The 16,333-nt window shown below is 71.0% G+C and carries 12 protein-coding genes and 1 tRNA gene; 8 read left to right on the top strand and 5 right to left on the bottom strand.

The genetic code is table 11. The features are described 5' to 3' along the window. Nucleotides 1-45: 45 nt before the first annotated feature. The gene (locus ACZ6QO_RS25405; RefSeq protein ID WP_465854092.1) at nucleotides 46-1,542 is read left to right on the top strand and encodes a CYTH and CHAD domain-containing protein; all 1,497 of its coding nucleotides are present in this window, start codon (nucleotides 46-48) and stop codon (nucleotides 1,540-1,542) included. A 70-nt stretch (nucleotides 1,543-1,612) separates the two neighbouring features. On the opposite strand, the gene ACZ6QO_RS25400 is transcribed toward ACZ6QO_RS25405, so the two are convergent. The 4 genes from ACZ6QO_RS25400 to ACZ6QO_RS25385 form a co-directional block, all read right to left on the bottom strand. After that, a complete protein-coding gene (locus tag ACZ6QO_RS25400) occupies nucleotides 1,613-2,506 on the bottom strand; it encodes an NUDIX hydrolase (protein ID WP_465854091.1) in 894 nt (297 codons plus the stop codon). Further along, nucleotides 2,499-4,592 carry an RNA degradosome polyphosphate kinase gene (locus ACZ6QO_RS25395; RefSeq protein WP_465854090.1) on the bottom strand — a complete coding sequence of 698 codons (2,094 nt, stop codon included), beginning with the start codon at nucleotides 4,590-4,592 and terminating at the stop codon, nucleotides 2,499-2,501. Before ACZ6QO_RS25395 ends, ACZ6QO_RS25400 begins: the two co-directional genes overlap by 8 nt. Nucleotides 4,593-4,649: 57 nt before the next feature. After that, complete coding sequence (locus ACZ6QO_RS25390; RefSeq protein WP_465854089.1) at nucleotides 4,650-5,804, bottom strand: TetR/AcrR family transcriptional regulator; 1,155 nt, start codon at nucleotides 5,802-5,804, stop codon at nucleotides 4,650-4,652. 163 nt (nucleotides 5,805-5,967) lie between these two features. Further along, nucleotides 5,968-6,909, bottom strand: coding sequence for an acyl-CoA desaturase (locus ACZ6QO_RS25385; RefSeq protein WP_465854088.1), 942 nt, complete (start codon nucleotides 6,907-6,909; stop codon nucleotides 5,968-5,970). 500 nt (nucleotides 6,910-7,409) lie between these two features. Here ACZ6QO_RS25385 and ACZ6QO_RS25380 point away from each other — a divergent pair. The 5 genes from ACZ6QO_RS25380 (at nucleotide 7,410) to pth (ending at nucleotide 12,040) form a co-directional block, all read left to right on the top strand. Then, nucleotides 7,410-7,482, top strand: a tRNA-Gln gene (locus tag ACZ6QO_RS25380). Between the two features lie 202 nt (nucleotides 7,483-7,684). Next, nucleotides 7,685-9,295 carry a bifunctional UDP-N-acetylglucosamine diphosphorylase/glucosamine-1-phosphate N-acetyltransferase GlmU gene (gene glmU, locus ACZ6QO_RS25375; RefSeq protein WP_465854087.1) on the top strand — a complete coding sequence of 537 codons (1,611 nt, stop codon included), beginning with the start codon at nucleotides 7,685-7,687 and terminating at the stop codon, nucleotides 9,293-9,295. 98 nt (nucleotides 9,296-9,393) lie between these two features. Next, a complete protein-coding gene (locus tag ACZ6QO_RS25370; RefSeq protein ID WP_465854116.1) occupies nucleotides 9,394-10,371 on the top strand; it encodes a ribose-phosphate diphosphokinase in 978 nt (325 codons plus the stop codon). Between the two features lie 271 nt (nucleotides 10,372-10,642). After that, complete coding sequence (locus tag ACZ6QO_RS25365) at nucleotides 10,643-11,251, top strand: 50S ribosomal protein L25/general stress protein Ctc (RefSeq protein ID WP_465854086.1); 609 nt, start codon at nucleotides 10,643-10,645, stop codon at nucleotides 11,249-11,251. A 192-nt stretch (nucleotides 11,252-11,443) separates the two neighbouring features. Continuing rightward, nucleotides 11,444-12,040 (top strand): aminoacyl-tRNA hydrolase, encoded by a 597-nt coding sequence (gene pth, locus ACZ6QO_RS25360; protein ID WP_465854085.1) that lies wholly within the window; start codon nucleotides 11,444-11,446, stop codon nucleotides 12,038-12,040. Nucleotides 12,041-12,081: 41 nt separating this feature from the next. Here the strand turns inward: pth and ACZ6QO_RS25355 are convergent, their stop codons facing one another. Continuing rightward, nucleotides 12,082-13,665 carry an FAD-dependent oxidoreductase gene (locus ACZ6QO_RS25355; protein ID WP_465854084.1) on the bottom strand — a complete coding sequence of 528 codons (1,584 nt, stop codon included), beginning with the start codon at nucleotides 13,663-13,665 and terminating at the stop codon, nucleotides 12,082-12,084. A 413-nt stretch (nucleotides 13,666-14,078) separates the two neighbouring features. On the opposite strand from ACZ6QO_RS25355, the gene ACZ6QO_RS25350 reads away from it, so the two are divergent. Then, nucleotides 14,079-15,500 carry a sugar transferase gene (locus tag ACZ6QO_RS25350; protein ID WP_465854115.1) on the top strand — a complete coding sequence of 474 codons (1,422 nt, stop codon included), beginning with the start codon at nucleotides 14,079-14,081 and terminating at the stop codon, nucleotides 15,498-15,500. Nucleotides 15,501-15,543: 43 nt separating this feature from the next. Then, nucleotides 15,544-16,326, top strand: coding sequence for a 3'(2'),5'-bisphosphate nucleotidase CysQ (locus ACZ6QO_RS25345; RefSeq protein ID WP_465854114.1), 783 nt, complete (start codon nucleotides 15,544-15,546; stop codon nucleotides 16,324-16,326). Nucleotides 16,327-16,333 lie beyond the last annotated feature (7 nt).

Below are 16,333 nucleotides of genomic sequence, written 5' to 3'. Positions count from 1 at the left end.
GTGAAATAGGAAGCATGGCCGAGTTCGGCTGACTGCGAGGTGAGCATGGCGCTCGAAATCGAGGACAAGTTCGATGTGCCGCACGACTTCGCGATGCCGGACCTCACCACGGTGCGCGGCAGCGCCGAGGCCGTCGAACTGGTGCCTGAGAAGCTGGTCGCGGTGTACTTCGACACCGCCGACCTCCGCCTCGCCGCGCGCGGCATCACGCTGCGCCGGCGGCGCGGCGGCCACGACGCCGGATGGCACCTGAAGCTGCCCAAGGCCAAAGGCGTGCGCAACGAGGTCACCCACCCGCTGACGCGCAGCGCGAAGGTCGTGCCCCCGCGGCTGTCGGACCTCGTCCTCGCCCTGACCCGGGGCGAGCCGCTCGTCCCGGTCGCCGAGCTGGAGACGTTGCGCAAGGTCACCAGCGTCCGGGACGCCGACGGGCGTCAGCTGCTGGAGGTCGCCGACGACAACGTCAAGGGCACGGTGCTCGCGACGGCGTCCGGCGAGGACAGGCACGTCGAGCGCTGGCGCGAGGCCGAGGCCGAGCTGACCGGCGGCGACGAGGCCTTGCTCAAGCGGGTGGGCAAGGCGTTGCGCAAGGCCGGCGCCACCCCGGCGGGCACGCAGAGCAAGCTGGCCCGCCTGCTGGGCGACCGCATCTCCCTCCCGGTCCTCACCGAGCCGCAGGACGGGACGGCCGGCGCGGTCGTGGTGGACTACCTGAGATCGCAGGTCACCGCGCTGATCGCCCAGGACCCCCGGGTGCGGCAGGCGGAGGAGGACGCCGTCCACCAGATGCGGGTGGCCTGCCGCCGCCTGCGCAGCGCGCTCCAGTCCTTCGCCACGGTGATCGGCGAGACCACGGGCGTACAGGACGAGCTGCGGTGGATCGCCGGCGTGCTCGGCGAGGCCCGCGACCTGGAGGTCATCCGCGACCGGTTCGCCCGGACGCTGGAGGAGCTGGACCCCGGCCTGGTCGCCGGGCCGATCCGCGCCCGCCTCGGGGAGGACCTGGACCGCCGCGAGGGCGAGGCGCTCGCCCGGGCCACCGAGGCGATGAAGGGCGAGCGCTACTTCGCCCTGCTGGACCGGCTGGACACGATGGTCGCCAAGCCGCCGCTCACCCCGCTCGCCGCCAAGAAGGCCGGGACGACGCTCGCCAAGGTCGCCGGCAAGTCCTGGCGCCGCGTGCTGCGGAGGTACGACAAGGCCCAGGCCATCGAGGACGCCGCACAGCGCGAGACGGCCATGCACGACGTCCGCAAGGCCGCCAAGCGGGCCAGGTACACCGCCGACGCGCTCAGGCCCCTGCTCGGCGACCAGGCGTCCGGCCTGGCCGAGCGGGCGAAGACCGTGCAGGAGGCGCTCGGGCTCTACCTCGACGGCATCGTGGCCCAGGGCCTGCTGCTGGAGGAGGCCGCGCGTGCCCGCGAGGCGGGCGAGGACACCTTCACCTACGGCGTGCTCCTCGGCCTTGAGCGCGCCTCCGCCGAGCGCTCCCGCGCCGCCTTCCCCGAGCTCTGGGACGAGGTCGTCTCGGCCGCGCGCTGACCCGCCGGCCGTCCGGGGCTCAGGTGAGATGGCCCGGGTGAGATGGCTCAAGTGAGATAGGCGAGACGGCTCAGGTGAGATAACGGTCGATGGCGGTGATGCGGCCTCGGGCGTGGTGCAGCACGGCGATGGCGCCCTTGCGCAGGTGGAAGTCCTCAGGCCGTCCGTCGGAACGGCGCTCGCACAGCGCCGTGATCAGCTCGGGCAGCACCTTGCCGTGGCTGCACAGCGCCGAGGAGGCGCCCTCGTCCAGCAGCGACAGGGCCGCCTTCAGCGACTCTGCGCGGTCGAACCCGGTCTCGCTCAGCACGCGCTCGGGCCGGATCGGCACCGCCTGCCGCGCGGCGTACGGCAGCAGCGTCTGCACGCACCGCCTGCTCGGCGAGCTGACCAGCGACGCCGGCCGGTAGCCGTAGAGGATGTCGCAGATGACGATGGCCTGCTGTTCGCCCTCCTCGTCGAGCGGACGCAGGTCGTCCTCGCCGTCCCACGCCTGCCGGGAGCCCGCGTAGGCGTGCCTGACCAGCACCAGCGGCGTGGTGTCCAGCGGCGCCGAGGTGAGGGCCCTGAGCAGCCCGGCGTCCCAGTCGTAGCTGAGCAGTTCGCGGGCCCGCCGTACGGGAAGCCACTCCAGCCGGTCCACCTCGTCGGTGGGATCGTGCGCGATCTCGGCGACCGCCCGGGCCGTCCAGTAGTCCACGCGCTTGAGCCGTCCGCCCTTCATGTAGTGGACGGCGGGCAGGCGGCGGCCGAGCACGGCGGTCACCCCGGTCTCCTCGGCGACCTCCCGCAGGGCGCCGGTGACGACGTGCTCACCGGGCCTCAGCTTGCCCTTGGGGAAGGACCAGTCGTCGTACTTGGGCCGGTGGACCAGGGCCACCTCGGGGTCGCCGGGGTCGCCCCGCCAGACGACGGCGCCGCCGGCTCTGATCATGCCGTCGCCGTGCTGGCGGCCCTCAGTCATCGATGGTCCTCCATCGCCGGGTGCCGACCAGGTGCGACTGCACGTCCAGCAGCGGTTCGCCGTTCTGCCCGAGGTGGTGCCGCACCCAGGTGCCGTCGCCGGTGAGCCACCAGGTGCTGGTGGTGTCGGCCATGGACAGGTCGAGCAGCTCCGACAGGTACGCCCGGTGCTGGGCGCTGTTGACCTTCACCAGCGTCTCCACGCGGCGCTCGATGTTGCGGCGCATCAGGTCGGCGCTGCCGATCCAGATCTCCGGCCGCCGCCCGGCGCCGAACTCGTAGATCCGCGAGTGCTCCAGGAAACGGCCCAGGATGCTCCTGACCCGGATGTTCTCCGACAGGCCGGGAATGCCCGGACGCAGGGTGCAGACGCCGCGTACGACCAGGTCGACCGGCACGCCGGCCTTGGACGCCGCGTACAGCGCGTCGATCACCGGCTCGTCCACCAGCGAGTTGGTCTTGATCCGGATGCGCGCCGGGCGGCCGGCGGCGTGGTGGGCGATCTCGCGTTCGATGCGGGCCAGCAGGCCGGAGCGCAGGGAGTGCGGGGCCACCAGCAGCCGCCGGTACGCCGAGTGGTAGGAGTAGCCGGTCAGGTGGATGAACAGGTCGGTGAGGTCCTCGCCGACCATCGGGTCGGCCGTGAGCAGGCCGAAGTCCTCGTACTGCCGGGCGGTCTTGGGGTTGTAGTTGCCGGTGCCGATGTGGCAGTACTGGCGCAGCTCGCCCGACGGCTCCTGCCGGACGACCAGCGCCAGCTTGGCGTGGGTCTTCAGGCCGAGCACGCCGTAGACGACGTGGCAGCCGGCCTTCTCCAGCTTGCGCGCCCAGCTGATGTTGGCGTGCTCGTCGAACCTGGCCTTGATCTCGACCACGACGACGACCTGCTTGCCGGCCTCGGCGGCGTCGATCAGCGCGTCCACGATGGGGGAGTCGCCGCTGGTGCGGTAGAGCGTCTGCTTGATGGCCAGCACGTTCGGGTCGGCCGCCGCCTGCTCGATGAACCGCTGCACGCTGGTGGAGAACGAGTCGTACGGGTGGTGCACCAGGATGTCGCGCTCGCGCAGCACCGAGAAGATGTCGTCCTCGGCGTGCACGGCCTCGGAGGGGACGAACGGCGGGAAGCTCAGCTCGCCGCGGTCGAGGTCGGCGATCGCGTGCAGCCCGGTCAGGTCGAGCGGGCCGGGCAGCCGGTAGATCTCGTGGTCGGCGACGTCCAGCTCGTCCACCAGCAGGTCCAGCACGGCCGGGCTGATGGTGTCCTCCACCTCCAGCCGCACGGGCGGCCCGAAGCGCCTCATCAGCAGTTCCTTCTCCAGGGCCTGCATGAGGTTCTCGGTGACGTCCTCGTCCACGTCGAGGTCCTCGTTGCGGGTCACCCGGAAGACGTGGTGCTCCAGGATCTCCATGCCCTTGAACAGCTGGCCGAGGTGGGCGGCGATGACGTCTTCCAGCGGGACGAAGCGGTTCGGCGACGCGGCCACGAAGCGCGGGAGCTGGGAGGGGACCTTGACCCGGGCGAACACCGTCTGCCCGTTGCCGGGGTTGCGCACCGTGACGGCGAGGTTGAGCGAGAGGCCGGAAATGTAGGGGAAGGGGTGTGCGGGGTCCACGGCGAGCGGGGTCAGCACAGGGCGGATCCGCTCACGGAACAGCTTGCGCAGCACCGTGCGCTCGTCCCGGTCGAGATCGTCCCAGCGCACCACGTCGATGCCCACGTCGGCGAGCTGGGGGCAGACCTGCTTGTGGTAGGCCGCGGCGTGCCGCTGGGCGAGGTCGTCCGCGATCGCCGCGATGCGGGTGAGCTCCTCGCGCGGCTTGAGTCCGCTCTTGGTGCGCAGCAGCAGGCCGGTCGCCATCCGCCGTTTCAGGCCGGCGACGCGTACCCGGAAGAACTCGTCCAGGTTGCTGGCGAAGATGGCCAGGAAGCGCACCCGTTCGAGCAGGGGCACCGATGGGTCCTCCGCCAGCTCCAGCACGCGCTGGTTGAAGTGGAGCCAGCTCTCTTCGCGGTTGAGGAAGCGTTCATGGGCGGGCGGCGGCTCGTCGTGTCCTTCAGGGGTCGGCTGCACGATCTCGGCGGACATATGTCCAAAATGCCCTACTTGATTGAACGCGACGTTAACTTTTCGGCAACGACGGTTTTACTTCGCCCCATGCTCGGCGTCCGCGCTGGTCGGAGGCTCGGTGCTCTTGGTGTCCCGCCCCTGCGGCAACTCGGCCGGCGCGACGTGCCCCACCAGCGGCACCCGCTCGACCTCGATGCGTTCGACCCGCTCGACCTGTTCGCCGCGCTGGGCGCGTTCGGCCCGCTCGGCGGCGAGCTTGGCCCGTCTGGCGGCCTCCCGCTCGGCCTGCTTGGCCTGCTGCTCGGCGAGCTTGGCCTCCTGGGCGCGCAGCTTCTCGCGCTCGCGCTGCTCGCGGGCCAGCAGCTTCTCCTCTTCGCGGCGCAGCCTCTCCTGCTCGCGCAGGTCGCGTGACCGCGCCTTCTCCTGCTCGCGCAGGAACCTCTCTTGCTCGCGCAGCTCGCGGGCGCGGGCCTTCTCCTGCTCCTTGAGCTCTCTCTCCCTGATCTTCTCCAGGTCTTTGCGCTCTTTGTCCGAGGGACGTGCGATGCCGCGCAGCTCCACCACAGGGGACACAGCCGACACAACCGACATCGCGGGCAGGCCGCGAGCGGAGACGGCGGTGAGGCCGGGGTTCGGCTCCAGGCCGGTGAGGCCGTTCCAGGCGAGATTGACCAGGTGGGCGGCGACCTCCTCACGGTCGGGCTTGCGCGCGTCCAGCCACCACTGGCCGGTCAGGGCGACCATGCCGACGAGCATCTGCGCGTACATCGGGGCGAGCGTCGGGGCGTACCCGCGGTCGGCGAACTGGTCGGCGAGGACGTCCTCGACCTGGCTGGCGATGTCGCTGATGAGGCTCGCGAACGTTCCGGTGCCGGAGGCGGCGTGCGAGTCGCGCACCAGGATGCGGAAGCCCTCGCTGGACTCCTCGACGTACTGCAGCAGCGCCAGCGCGGCGCGTTCGAGGCGGACCCGCGGGTGGCCGGCGTTGAGCGCGACGGCGACCAGGCTGAGCAGCCGCTGCATCTCGCGGTCGACGACGACGGCGTAGATGCCTTCCTTGCCGCCGAAGTGCTCATAGACGACCGGCTTGGAGACCCTGGCGCTCGCGGCGATCTCTTCGATGGACGTGCCGTCGAACCCCTTCTCCGCGAACAGGGTTCGGCTGACGCGGATGAGTTGCTCCCGGCGCTCCTTGCCGGTCATGCGAACACGTGAGCGGGGTTCGGTCATGGTTTCCATAATGGCTGGCGCGGCGGACCGGGCAACCGCCGAAGCACCATTTCGACGAGCCGCGACGCTTTTCTGGGGGGTGGCGAGCGGCGCGACGCGCGGGGTTGAAGGGGTGGGAATGAGAGATCGGGCCGCCACCGGGCGGCCCGACAGGGGGGCTTGATCAGCCAAGCCGCTTCGCCGCCAGACGCTCGGGGGTGGGCCACCGGACGTCCGTCGCCCAGCCGGCCTGCTCGAACCAGCGGATCACGCGGGCGCTCGGGTCGACCTGCCCCTTGAGCGCGCCGTGGCGGGCGGCCGTCGGGTCGGAGTGGTGCAGGTTGTGCCAGGACTCGCCGAAGGACGGGATGGCCAGCCACCACACGTTGCGGGACTTGTCGCGGACCTCGAAGGTCTCGTCGCCGAAGACGTGGCAGACCGAGTTGATCGACCAGGTGACGTGGTGGAGCAGGCAGATGCGGACCAGGCTGCCCCAGAAGAAGGCGGTCAGCGCGCCGGAGATCGACCAGGTCACCAGGCCGCCGATGACGGCGGGAAGCGCCAGCGAGGCGAAGACCAGCCACGGGAACAGCTGGTGGATGCGGTAGACGTCCTTGTCGGCGATCAGGTCCTTGGCGAAGCGCTCGCGGTTGGTGCGCTCGGAGGAGAACATCCAGCCCACGTGGGCGAACAGCAGGCCCTTGGTCAGCGCCTTCCAGTCGTTGCCGAAGCGCCACGGCGAGTGCGGGTCGCCCTCCTTGTCGGAGTACTTGTGGTGGCGGCGGTGGGTGGCCACCCAGTCGATGACCCCCATCTCCAGCGACATGCTGCCGGCGATGGCGAGGACGATCTTCAGCGGGCGGTTCGCCTTAAAGGAGCCGTGCGTGAAGTACCGGTGAAGGCCCACCGTGACGCCGAGCCCGGTGAACACGTAGAAGAACGTGGTGATCGCGACGTCGCTCCAGCCGAGGAAGCTGCCCCAGGCCATGGGCACGGCGGCCACCAGCGCCAGGAACGGGACGGACACGAAGACGACCAGGAGAACGCGCTCGAAGTTGCTCTTGGGTTCCGGCTCTAGATCCGGCCGCGGCGGCGGCGGGGTCGTGCGGTCTTCGACGACGGTCATGGGCTACCTCACGTGGTTCGAGCGAAGTGTGGCTTAGCTACGTAACCGTAACTTACGCCATCGTAAGTTAGGAACCACTAAGCCGTAATGTGGGGAAGGTGACGCTTCGGCATTGAACCCGTGGCGGGTCCACGCCTTGCGCATACATGCCCCAATCTGCTAGGGGGGATGCGCCCGCCCTCCAAGAAGATCAGCCCGACCTCCCAAGGCCCGGACCGCTCCCTACATCACCCCTGTCCCGACACCCCCACCCAAAACGTGCCCGGCCCCGAATCGTGCTCGGGCGCGCCGGTGTCCTGACGAGGAGGGAGCGAGTGCGAGGAACGAGCGCTCGTGAACGACGAGGAAGGACGCCGGCTCAAAGGCGCCCGGGCACCGCGCGACCGGAGGGAGCGCCATAGACACAGCCATAGACACAGCCATAGACGCATAAGGCGTTGAGCGGATGGCGTCCCTCGTGGGTATCCTTGTCACCGCGGTTGGGGAAGTTCTCGCATCGGTCCGGCGTAGGGTAATTGGCAGCCCACCTGCCTTTGGAGCAGGGTTGTCCTGGTTCGAGTCCAGGCGCCGGAACTTTCCCCTCACGTGTCCCGTGTCGCTTCTCACCGGCGTCCTGACCGCTGTGTGACTCTTCCGCGAGGGGGCTGGATCCCACCGGGGAGACGACAGGTATTCTCACGGTGTCGGGTGGGTGGCCGGGCGGTGCCTGAACGGTGGCCGCGCGCCAGCCCGCTTCGCCAATGTCTCAGCCGCGACGCCGAGGGAGCCTCAGTCCGTGAGTGTGCCGCGCCCGGCAGCCGTCATCGTCCTCGCAGCCGGCGAGGGCACCCGGATGAAGTCCGCCAAGCCCAAAGTCCTCCATGAGCTGTGCGGCCGCGCGCTGGTCGATCACATGCTGGAGGCCGCCAGGGGCCTTTCGCCCGAACGTTTGATCGTCGTGATCGGCCACGCCCGCGAGCAGGTCGAGGCGCACCTGGCCGCCACGGGCCCCGACGCGCACGCGGTCGTCCAGGCCGAGCAGAACGGCACCGGCCACGCCGTGCGCACCGTCCTTGAGGCGGTCGGCACCATCAATGGCACGGTCCTGGTGACCTACGGCGACACGCCGCTGCTGCGCACCGAGACCCTCGCCGAGCTGCTCTCCACCCACGCGGCCGAGGGCAACGCCGTCACGGTGCTCACGGCCGAGGTGCCCGACCCCGCCGGGTACGGCCGCATCGTCCGCGACGCCGGGGGCGCCGTCCTGGCGATCGTCGAAGACAAGGACGCCTCGCCGGAGCAGCGGGCGATCAAGGAGATGAACTCCGGGGTCTACGCGTTCGACGGGCTGCTGCTGGCCGACGCCGTCAAACGCGTCTCCAGCGCCAACGCCCAAGGCGAGGAGTATCTCACCGACGTGCTGTCGATCCTGCGCGAGGACGGCCACCGCGTCGGGGCGTACATCGCCGGCGACCACGTCGAGGTGGAAGGCGTCAACGACCGCGTCCAGCTCTCGTCCGCCCGCGGCGTGCTGAACACCCGCATCCTGCACGCCCACATGCGCGCCGGGGTCACGATCGTCGACCCGGCCAGCACCTGGATCGACGTCGGCGTCACCATCGAGCCGGACGTCGTGGTCCACCCCGCCACCCAGTTGCACGGCGGCACGAGCGTCGCGTCCGGCGCCGAGGTCGGGCCCGGCAGCACTCTCACCGATACGTCCGTCGGCGCGGGCGCGGTAGTGCGCAACGCCGTCTGCGACGGTGCGGAGATCGGCCCGGGCGCCACGGTCGGCCCGTTCGCCTACCTGCGGCCCGGCACGGTGCTCGGCCCCAAGGCCAAGGCCGGCAGCTACGTCGAGCTGAAGAACGCCCGCGTCGGCGCCGGGTCCAAGGTGCCCCACCTCTCCTATGTGGGCGACGCCACCATCGGCGAGGGCAGCAACATCGGCGCCGCCACCGTCTTCCTCAACTACGACGGCGTCCAGAAGCACCACACCACGGTCGGCGACCACGTCCGGGTGGGGGGCGACAACATGCTCGTCGCCCCGGTGACCATCCACGACGGCGCCTACACCGCCGCCGGTTCGGTCATCACCGCCGACGTTCCGCCGGGGGCGATGGCGGTCGGCCGGGCCCACCAGCGCAATATCGAGGGGTGGGTGGCGCGCAGGCGCCCGGGCACCGCCTCCGCCGAGGCCGCCGTCCGCGCGACGGCGGGGCGTGACGGCCGGGCGAACGGCCAGGACGCCCACACCAGGCCTGAGGGGTCTGACGGGGCTGACGGGCGCGGCGGCCAGACGAGCGGCCGGGACTCACAGTCCGGGCGTGCGGGAAACGGCGAGCTGGGTACACCATCTCAGCGGGCCGAAGGTAGCGAGCGGGCCGAACCGGCCGGCGAACAATAGCGGGGAGCTTCGAAATGAACCAGCGCGGCGAGCCAGCCGAGAAGCGCGACGAGCCCTTCACGGCTCCGTCCGGCGAGCAGGCGGCCGATGAGGGCTACGTGACCGGCAAGAAGACCACAGGCGAGAAGCACCTGATGTTCTTCTCCGGACGCGCCTACCCCGAGCTGGCCGAGGAGGTCGCGCAGCACCTCGGCATCGAGATCACGCCGACGAGGCTGCACGACTTCGCCAACGGTGAGATCTACGCCCGCTACATGGAGTCGGTGCGCGGCAGCGACGCCTTCGTGATCCAGAGCCACACCGAGCCGATCAACAAGTGGATCATGGAGCAGCTCATCATGGTGGACGCCCTCAAGCGGGCGTCGGCCAAGCGCATCACCGTGGTGCTGCCGTTCTTCGGCTACTCGCGCCAGGACAAGAAGGGGCGCGGCCGCGAGCCGATCACCGCCCGCCTGATGGCCGACCTGTTCAAGACCGCGGGCGCCGACCGGCTGATGTCGGTCGACCTGCACACCCCGCAGATCCAGGGCTTCTTCGACGGCCCCGTCGACCACCTGTTCGCGCTGCCCGTGCTCCACCGCTATCTCAGCGGCAAGCTCGACCCGGCGATCACCACGATCGTCTCGCCCGACACCGGCCGCGTCCGCCTCGCCGAGCGCTGGGCCGACCAGCTCGGCACGCCGGTCGCGTTCATCCACAAGCGCCGCGACCTCGACGTGGCCAACCAGGTGAAGGTGCACGAGGTCGTCGGCCAGGTGCGCGGCCGCACCTGCGTGCTGATCGACGACATGATTGACACCGGCGGCTCGATCTGCAAGGCCGCCGACGCGCTGTACGAGCAGGGCGCGACGAACATCATCGTGGCCGCCACCCACGCGATCTTCTCCGACCCCGCCGTGGACCGCCTGAAGAACTCGCGCATCGCCGAGGTCGTCGTCACCAACACGCTTCCGATCCCGCAGGAGAAGCGGTTCGACAAGCTCACCGTCCTGTCGATCGCCCCGCTGATCGCCCGCGCCATCAGCGAGGTCTTCAGCGACGGCTCAGTGACCAGCCTCTTCGAGGGCGACGCCTGATCCAGGTTTGACGCCGGCGTTCCTCCCTCGCGGGGGGACGGCCGGCGTCGCGCCTGCTCAGAGGCGACATCCCGTACCTGGCCGCTCTTTCGCCGCCGTCACCGTCTCCCCGGACGCGGACGCGTCCGGCCGTGGTCGCCGGACCGCCGGGCGACTCGCCTGGTCGGGTAAGCTCTGAGGGTTCAGTAAAGGTTCCGCGCTCGTAACGCCTTCCGCTAGGGCGGGTGAGGGTGAGCGCCTTCCGATTCCCCGTTTCCCTAGGAGACATGCCGTGTCCGAAGTACGCATCGCCGCCGAACAGCGTTCCGAGTTCGGCAAGGGCGCCGCGCGCAAGATCCGCCGCGCCGACAAGGTCCCCGTCGTCCTGTACGGCCACGGCACCGAGACCAAGCACCTGATCCTGCCGGGTCACGAGCTGCTGCTCGCCCTGCGCACGCCGAACGTCCTGATCCGCCTCGAGGGTGACGGCGTGAACGAGCTCGCGCTGCCCAAGGGCGTCCAGCGCGACCCGATCAAGGGCTTCCTCGAGCACGTCGACCTGCTGCTGGTGAAGAGCGGCGAGAAGGTCACCGTCGAGCTCCCGGTCACCACGACCGGCGAGATCGCCCCCGGCGGCCTGTTCGACCAGCAGCTCCTCTCCATCGCGGTCGAGACCGAGGCCACCCACATCCCGACCGGTGTCGAGGTCGACATCGAGGGTCTCGAGGTCGGCGCGGTCATCACCGCCGGTGACCTCAAGCTGCCGCAGGGCACCACGCTGGCCGCCGACCCCGAGACGGTCATCCTCCAGGTCACCGGCGTCCCGACCACGGCCGAGACCGAAGAGGGCGCCGAGGAGTCCGCCGCCGGCGCGTCCGCCGAGAGCGCGTCCGCCGAGTAACGCCGCACATCGTCGGCAGTCCCGTATCGTCGGCAGGGCAGCCAGGCAGCCGTTCACCGGCCGCCCGGCTGCCCTGTCCGGTGTGCGGGCCCGAACCCCACCGGGCCGCGGGCGCCGGTCCCGCCGGCCGATCAGGCAGGCGGTCGCCGGTCGTGCCGGCCGTCAGACGAACGGAAGACGGAAGAGGTCGTCGTGGACCGCTGGTTGGTCGTCGGGCTGGGCAATCCCGGTCCCGAGTACGCCGGTAACCGGCACAACGCCGGGTTCATGGTGCTGGACGAGCTCGCCGCGCGGGTCGGCGGCCGTTTCAAGGCGCACAAGTCGCGTGCCGAGATCATCGAGGGTCGGCTCGCCGGCGTGTCGGTCGTGCTCGCCAAGCCGCGCTCGTACATGAACCTTTCGGGCGGCCCGGTCAAGGCCCTCGCCGACTTCTACAAGGTCGTCCCGGCGAACATCATCGTCGTCCACGACGAACTGGACATTCCGTACGGGGCGCTGCGCGTCAAGCTGGGCGGCGGCGACAACGGCCACAACGGCCTGCGCTCGCTCACCAAGTCGCTCGCCACCAAGGACTACCTGCGGGTGCGCTTCGGTGTCGGCCGCCCGCCCGGCCGCATGGACCCCGCCGACTTCGTGCTCCGCGACTTCGGCACGGCCGAGCGCAAAGATCTGCCGCTGCTGGTCGACCGCGCCGCCGACGTCACCGAGTCCCTGATCACATCGGGCCTGGAGGCCACCCAGAACACCTTCCACGCCTCCGACCTCAAACCCGTCAAACCTCCCCGCTGACCGCGTACCCCTCAGGCCGCCACCGCGCGCGGCCAGCGCGGTCACGGACGGCGGCGGGCGACGAGTACGGCGTCGTGGACGGTCGTGGGGCGTCCCTCCTGGTCCTCCACCGCGCGCGGCCGGGCCTCGGCCGCCAGGACCTCCCACTCGGCCGGGTCGAGAGAGGACGCGACCTCCTCCGCGGTGAACATCAGGTCCGGGAAGTGCATCCGGTGAGCCGTGGTCCGCAGGTCGGCCGGGTGGTGCCCGACGATCATCAGGGTGCCGCCCGGGGCGACCGCGGCGGCCAGCCGCGCGAACAGTTCCCGCCGCTCCCTGCTCGGAAGGTGCATGAACTGGGACGACACCAGGTCGTAGGCGCCTTCGGCGGGTACGTGGTCGCGCAGGTCCGCGTGCGTCCATTCGATGCGGCCGGCCACCTGCGCGCTGGCGGTGGCGGCGTGGTCGGCGGCCCGCCGCAGCGCGACGGTGGAGATGTCGACCGCCGTCACCCGCCAACCCCGTTCGGCGAGCCAGACGGCGTCGGCGCCCTCGCCGCTGCCGACGTCGAGCGCCCGGCCCGGGGTCAGCTCGGCGGCGTCGGCGACGAGTTGCGGGTTCGGACGTCCGCTCCAGAGAGCGGGGCGGGCGCGGTACCGCTCCTCCCAGGCGTCCTCCTCGAACATCGTCCTCACCAGGTGCCGGTAGGCGTCGACGGCGTCGCGGGTGTCCTCGGCGACGAGATCGGCGTTGATCGCCGCGCCGGCGGTCAGCCCCGCGGCGGCGGCCGTCATCACCTGGGCGCGCGGGTCGGCGACGTTGCCCGCCGCCCACACGCCCGGCACGGCCGTGGCGCCGGCCGGGTCGGTGGCGATCTGGCTGCCGATGACGTGGCCGTGCATCTCCACCTCCACCGGCTTCAGCCCGAGCGATTCCAGCACCTCCGAGCGGGCGGTGAGCCGCGTCGCGACGACCACCGCGTCGAGCGGGACGACCTCGCCCGAGGCCAGCCGCACGCCGGTGAGCCTGTCGTCCGCCACCTCCAGCCCGGCGACCGGGCCGTCCACGACGGTGATCCCGCGGGCCGCGAGCCGCTCGGCCGCCTCGGCGTCCGGCGCCGGGGCGTGGTGCAGCAGGAACAGCACCTCGGTGCTCCACTGCCGCCACAGTTCGGCCTGGGCCAAGGACAGCGGCCCGGTCGCGAGGACGCCGATGCGCAGGTCGCGCGCCTCCCACCCGTGGCAGTAGGGGCAGTGCAGCACGTCGCGGCCCCACCGCTCGGCCACCCCCGGCACGTCGGGAACCTCGTCGACGAGGCCGGTCGTGACCAGCAGCCGCCGTGCCCGCACCTCGCGCCCGTCGTCCAGCCGCACCTGGAAGCCGTCGTCCAGCTTCGCGGCGGACTCGACGCGCCCCGCGACGATCTCACCGCCGTACCCGGTCACCTCGTCCCGCCCGGATGCCAGGAGCTCGGCGGGCGGCGTGCCCTCCCGGCCCAAGTAGTTGTGCACGTGCCCGGCCGGCGCGTTGCGCGGCTCCCCGGCGTCCACCACCAGCACCGACCGCCGCGCCCGCGACAGCGCCAGGGCCCCGCTGAGCCCGGCCGCGCCGCCGCCGACCACCACCACGTCGTAGGTCTTCTCCATCGCGTGTCTCCTTCCGCTCTACTGTGCGCCTACGGTGCGGGTTGGATGGCCGATGTGACAACAAACGTTGCCGGTTCGGCAAAAGCGCTCACTTCTTCCTGATCGCGGCGCAAGCGAGGAGTGGCCGAAACCGCGTCCCCGGATGGGAGGGCTGGCGGGCGGCGGACGGTGGCGGGCGGCGGTGGGCGCGCCGAGGGCGTGCCGGACGCGTAAAGAGAGTTTCCGGATTCTCCAAAGACTGTCGCAGGTGGCCGCTAGCATCCTCACGGAAAGTGTCCGATCGGTCACAAGGAGGATGCGTGCGCGACGGCGAAAGGTCGGCGGCGGCCATCGGAAGGCCGGGCGCGTCCGTCTCACGCCCCGGGGCGCGCGCCGATGCGATCACCCCGCGCGCCGGGGCGCGCGCGGACGCGATCATTCCGCGCGCCGGCGGGCACGGCGCCTTCCTCCCGCGCTGGGTGCGCAGTTACCGCATATGCGCCGTGGCGGGCGATCTCGGGTGCGGGTTGCTCGCGGGCGCGGTGGCGATCGTGGTCCGGTTCGGCGAGGTCACCCCGTATGTCGCGCCTTACCTGGTGCTCAGCCTGGTGCTGCCGGTGTTGTGGGTGGCCGTCGTGGCGCTCAACCGGGCCTACGAGGCGCGGCTCATGGGCGTGGGTTCAGAGGAGTTCCGGCGCATCACCCAGTGCGGGTTCTTCCTGACCGCCGGGGTGGCGATCGCGTCGTACGTCACCAAGACCGACCTCGCCCGGGGGTATGTCGTTCTCGACCTGCCCCTCATGACCGCGCTCACCCTTTCCGCGAGGTACGCCATACGGCTGCGCCTGCACGTCATGCGCTCCAGGGGCCTGTGCATGCGCAGGGTGGTGGCCGTCGGCCACCGGGCCGCGACCGCCGATCTGGTGCGCCGGTTCCGGCGTGAGCCCTATCACGGCATGCATGTCGTCGGCGTGTGCCTGCCGCGGGGGGAGGCCGCGGGCGTCGTCGAGGGCGTCCCGGTGCTCGGCGACTTCTCGGACGTCCCGCTGGTCGTCGGCCAGGTCGCGGCCGACACCGTCGCCGTGCTCGCCTGCCCCGAGCTTGACGGCACCGCCCTGCGCCGCCTGGCCTGGCGGCTGGAGAAGACCCGCACCGATCTCGTCGTCGCCCCCGCGCTCATGGAGGTCGCCGGGCCGCGCACCACGATCAGGCCGGTGGCGGGGTTGCCGCTGCTGCACGTCGAGCATCCCGAGCTGTCAGGGGTCCGCCAGTTGCTCAAGAATCTTTTCGACCGGGTGGTCGCGGGCCTGGCCATCGCCGTCCTGGCCCCCGTCCTGGCCGCTCTCGTCGTCGCCGTGCGCGCGACGAGCCCCGGGCCGGCGCTGTTCCGGCAGACGCGGGTGGGCAGAGACGGCGTGGAGTTCACCATTCTCAAGCTGCGCACGATGAGCCCGGACGCCGAGCGCCGCAAGGTCCACCTCGTCAGCGACGGCGACGGCGTGCTGTTCAAGATCAGAGACGATCCGCGGGTCACCCCGCTCGGGGCCTGGTTACGGCGTTACTCTCTTGACGAGCTGCCCCAGCTCTTCAATGTGCTGCTCGGAGACATGTCCCTTGTCGGGCCGAGGCCGCCGCTCCCGCGGGAGGTCGCCGCATACGGTGACGACGTCCGCCGGCGGCTGGTGGTCCGCCCGGGCATGACCGGCCTGTGGCAAGTCAACGGCAGGTCTGATCTTTCCTGGGAGGAATCGGTACGGTTGGACCTGCGTTATGTCGAAAACTGGTCTCTCACCCTGGATCTACAGATCCTGTGGAAGACCTGGTCGGCCGTGGCACGTGGCTCGGGCGCTTACTAGCCCGAGGTAAGGGATTACCCGGGTGCGCACCAGGAAGGGCATCGTGACGATACGCGACGACCACGCGCTCGCCAGAGACCTCGCGGCTGAGGCCGGCGAGAGGCTGCTGGCCCTGCGATCCCGCGAGGGGTTCGACGACCCGGTGGCGCTGCGCCACGCGGGCGACCACGAGTCCCATGACCTTCTCATCGAGTCGCTGTCCCGGCTGCGGCCGAGCGACAGCGTCCTGTCCGAAGAGGGCACCCGCGAAGAGCGGCTCGACCCGCGCCGCCAGACCGCCGAGCGCGTGTGGATCATCGACCCGCTCGACGGCACCCGCGAGTTCGGCGAACAGGGCCGCGCCGACTGGGCCGTCCACGTGGCCCTGTGGCAGCGCGGGTTGGTCGCGGGCGTTGGAGGGCTGGTCGCAGGGGCCGTCGCGCTGCCCGCGCAGGGGGTCACGCTGACCACCGCTTCCCCGCCCCCGCTTCCCGCCCCGCGCGAGGGCCGCATCCGCATCGCGGTCAGCCGCACCCGTCCGCCCGAGTTCGTCAGGAAACTCGCCCATCTCGTCGGCGCCGACCTCGTGCCGATGGGCTCGGCCGGCGCCAAGATCGCGGCGGTGATCACCGGCGAGGTCGAGGCGTACGTCCACGGCGGCGGGCAGTACGAGTGGGATTCCGCGGCCCCGGTGGCCGTGGCGCTGGCCGCGGGAGCCCACGCGAGCCGCATCGACGGGTCCCCGTTGATCTACAACCAGGAGAACCCTTCATTGCCGGATATCCTGGTCTCCCTACCGGATCTGGCGCCAACGTTGCTCGCCGGCATCCGTGACGTGCACCGTTAGGGCCCCA

It is taken from the genome of Sphaerisporangium sp. NPDC049457 (assembly GCF_055586705.1).
This window is presented reverse-complemented; position numbering and strand designations above follow the sequence as displayed.

Bases quoted from the DNA above. Each gene is read 5' to 3' on its own strand.
- ACZ6QO_RS25385 (WP_465854088.1), bottom strand. From the start codon at position 6,909: ATGACCGTCGTCGAAGACCGCACGACCCCGCCGCCGCCGCGGCCGGAT.
- ACZ6QO_RS25355 (WP_465854084.1), bottom strand. From the start codon at position 13,665: ATGGAGAAGACCTACGACGTGGTGGTGGTCGGCGGCGGCGCGGCCGGG.
- ACZ6QO_RS25400 (WP_465854091.1), bottom strand. From the start codon at position 2,506: ATGACTGAGGGCCGCCAGCACGGCGACGGCATGATCAGAGCCGGCGGC.
- ACZ6QO_RS25405 (WP_465854092.1), top strand. From the start codon at position 46: ATGGCGCTCGAAATCGAGGACAAGTTCGATGTGCCGCACGACTTCGCG.
- ACZ6QO_RS25395 (WP_465854090.1), bottom strand. From the start codon at position 4,592: ATGTCCGCCGAGATCGTGCAGCCGACCCCTGAAGGACACGACGAGCCG.
- ACZ6QO_RS25390 (WP_465854089.1), bottom strand. From the start codon at position 5,804: ATGACCGAACCCCGCTCACGTGTTCGCATGACCGGCAAGGAGCGCCGG.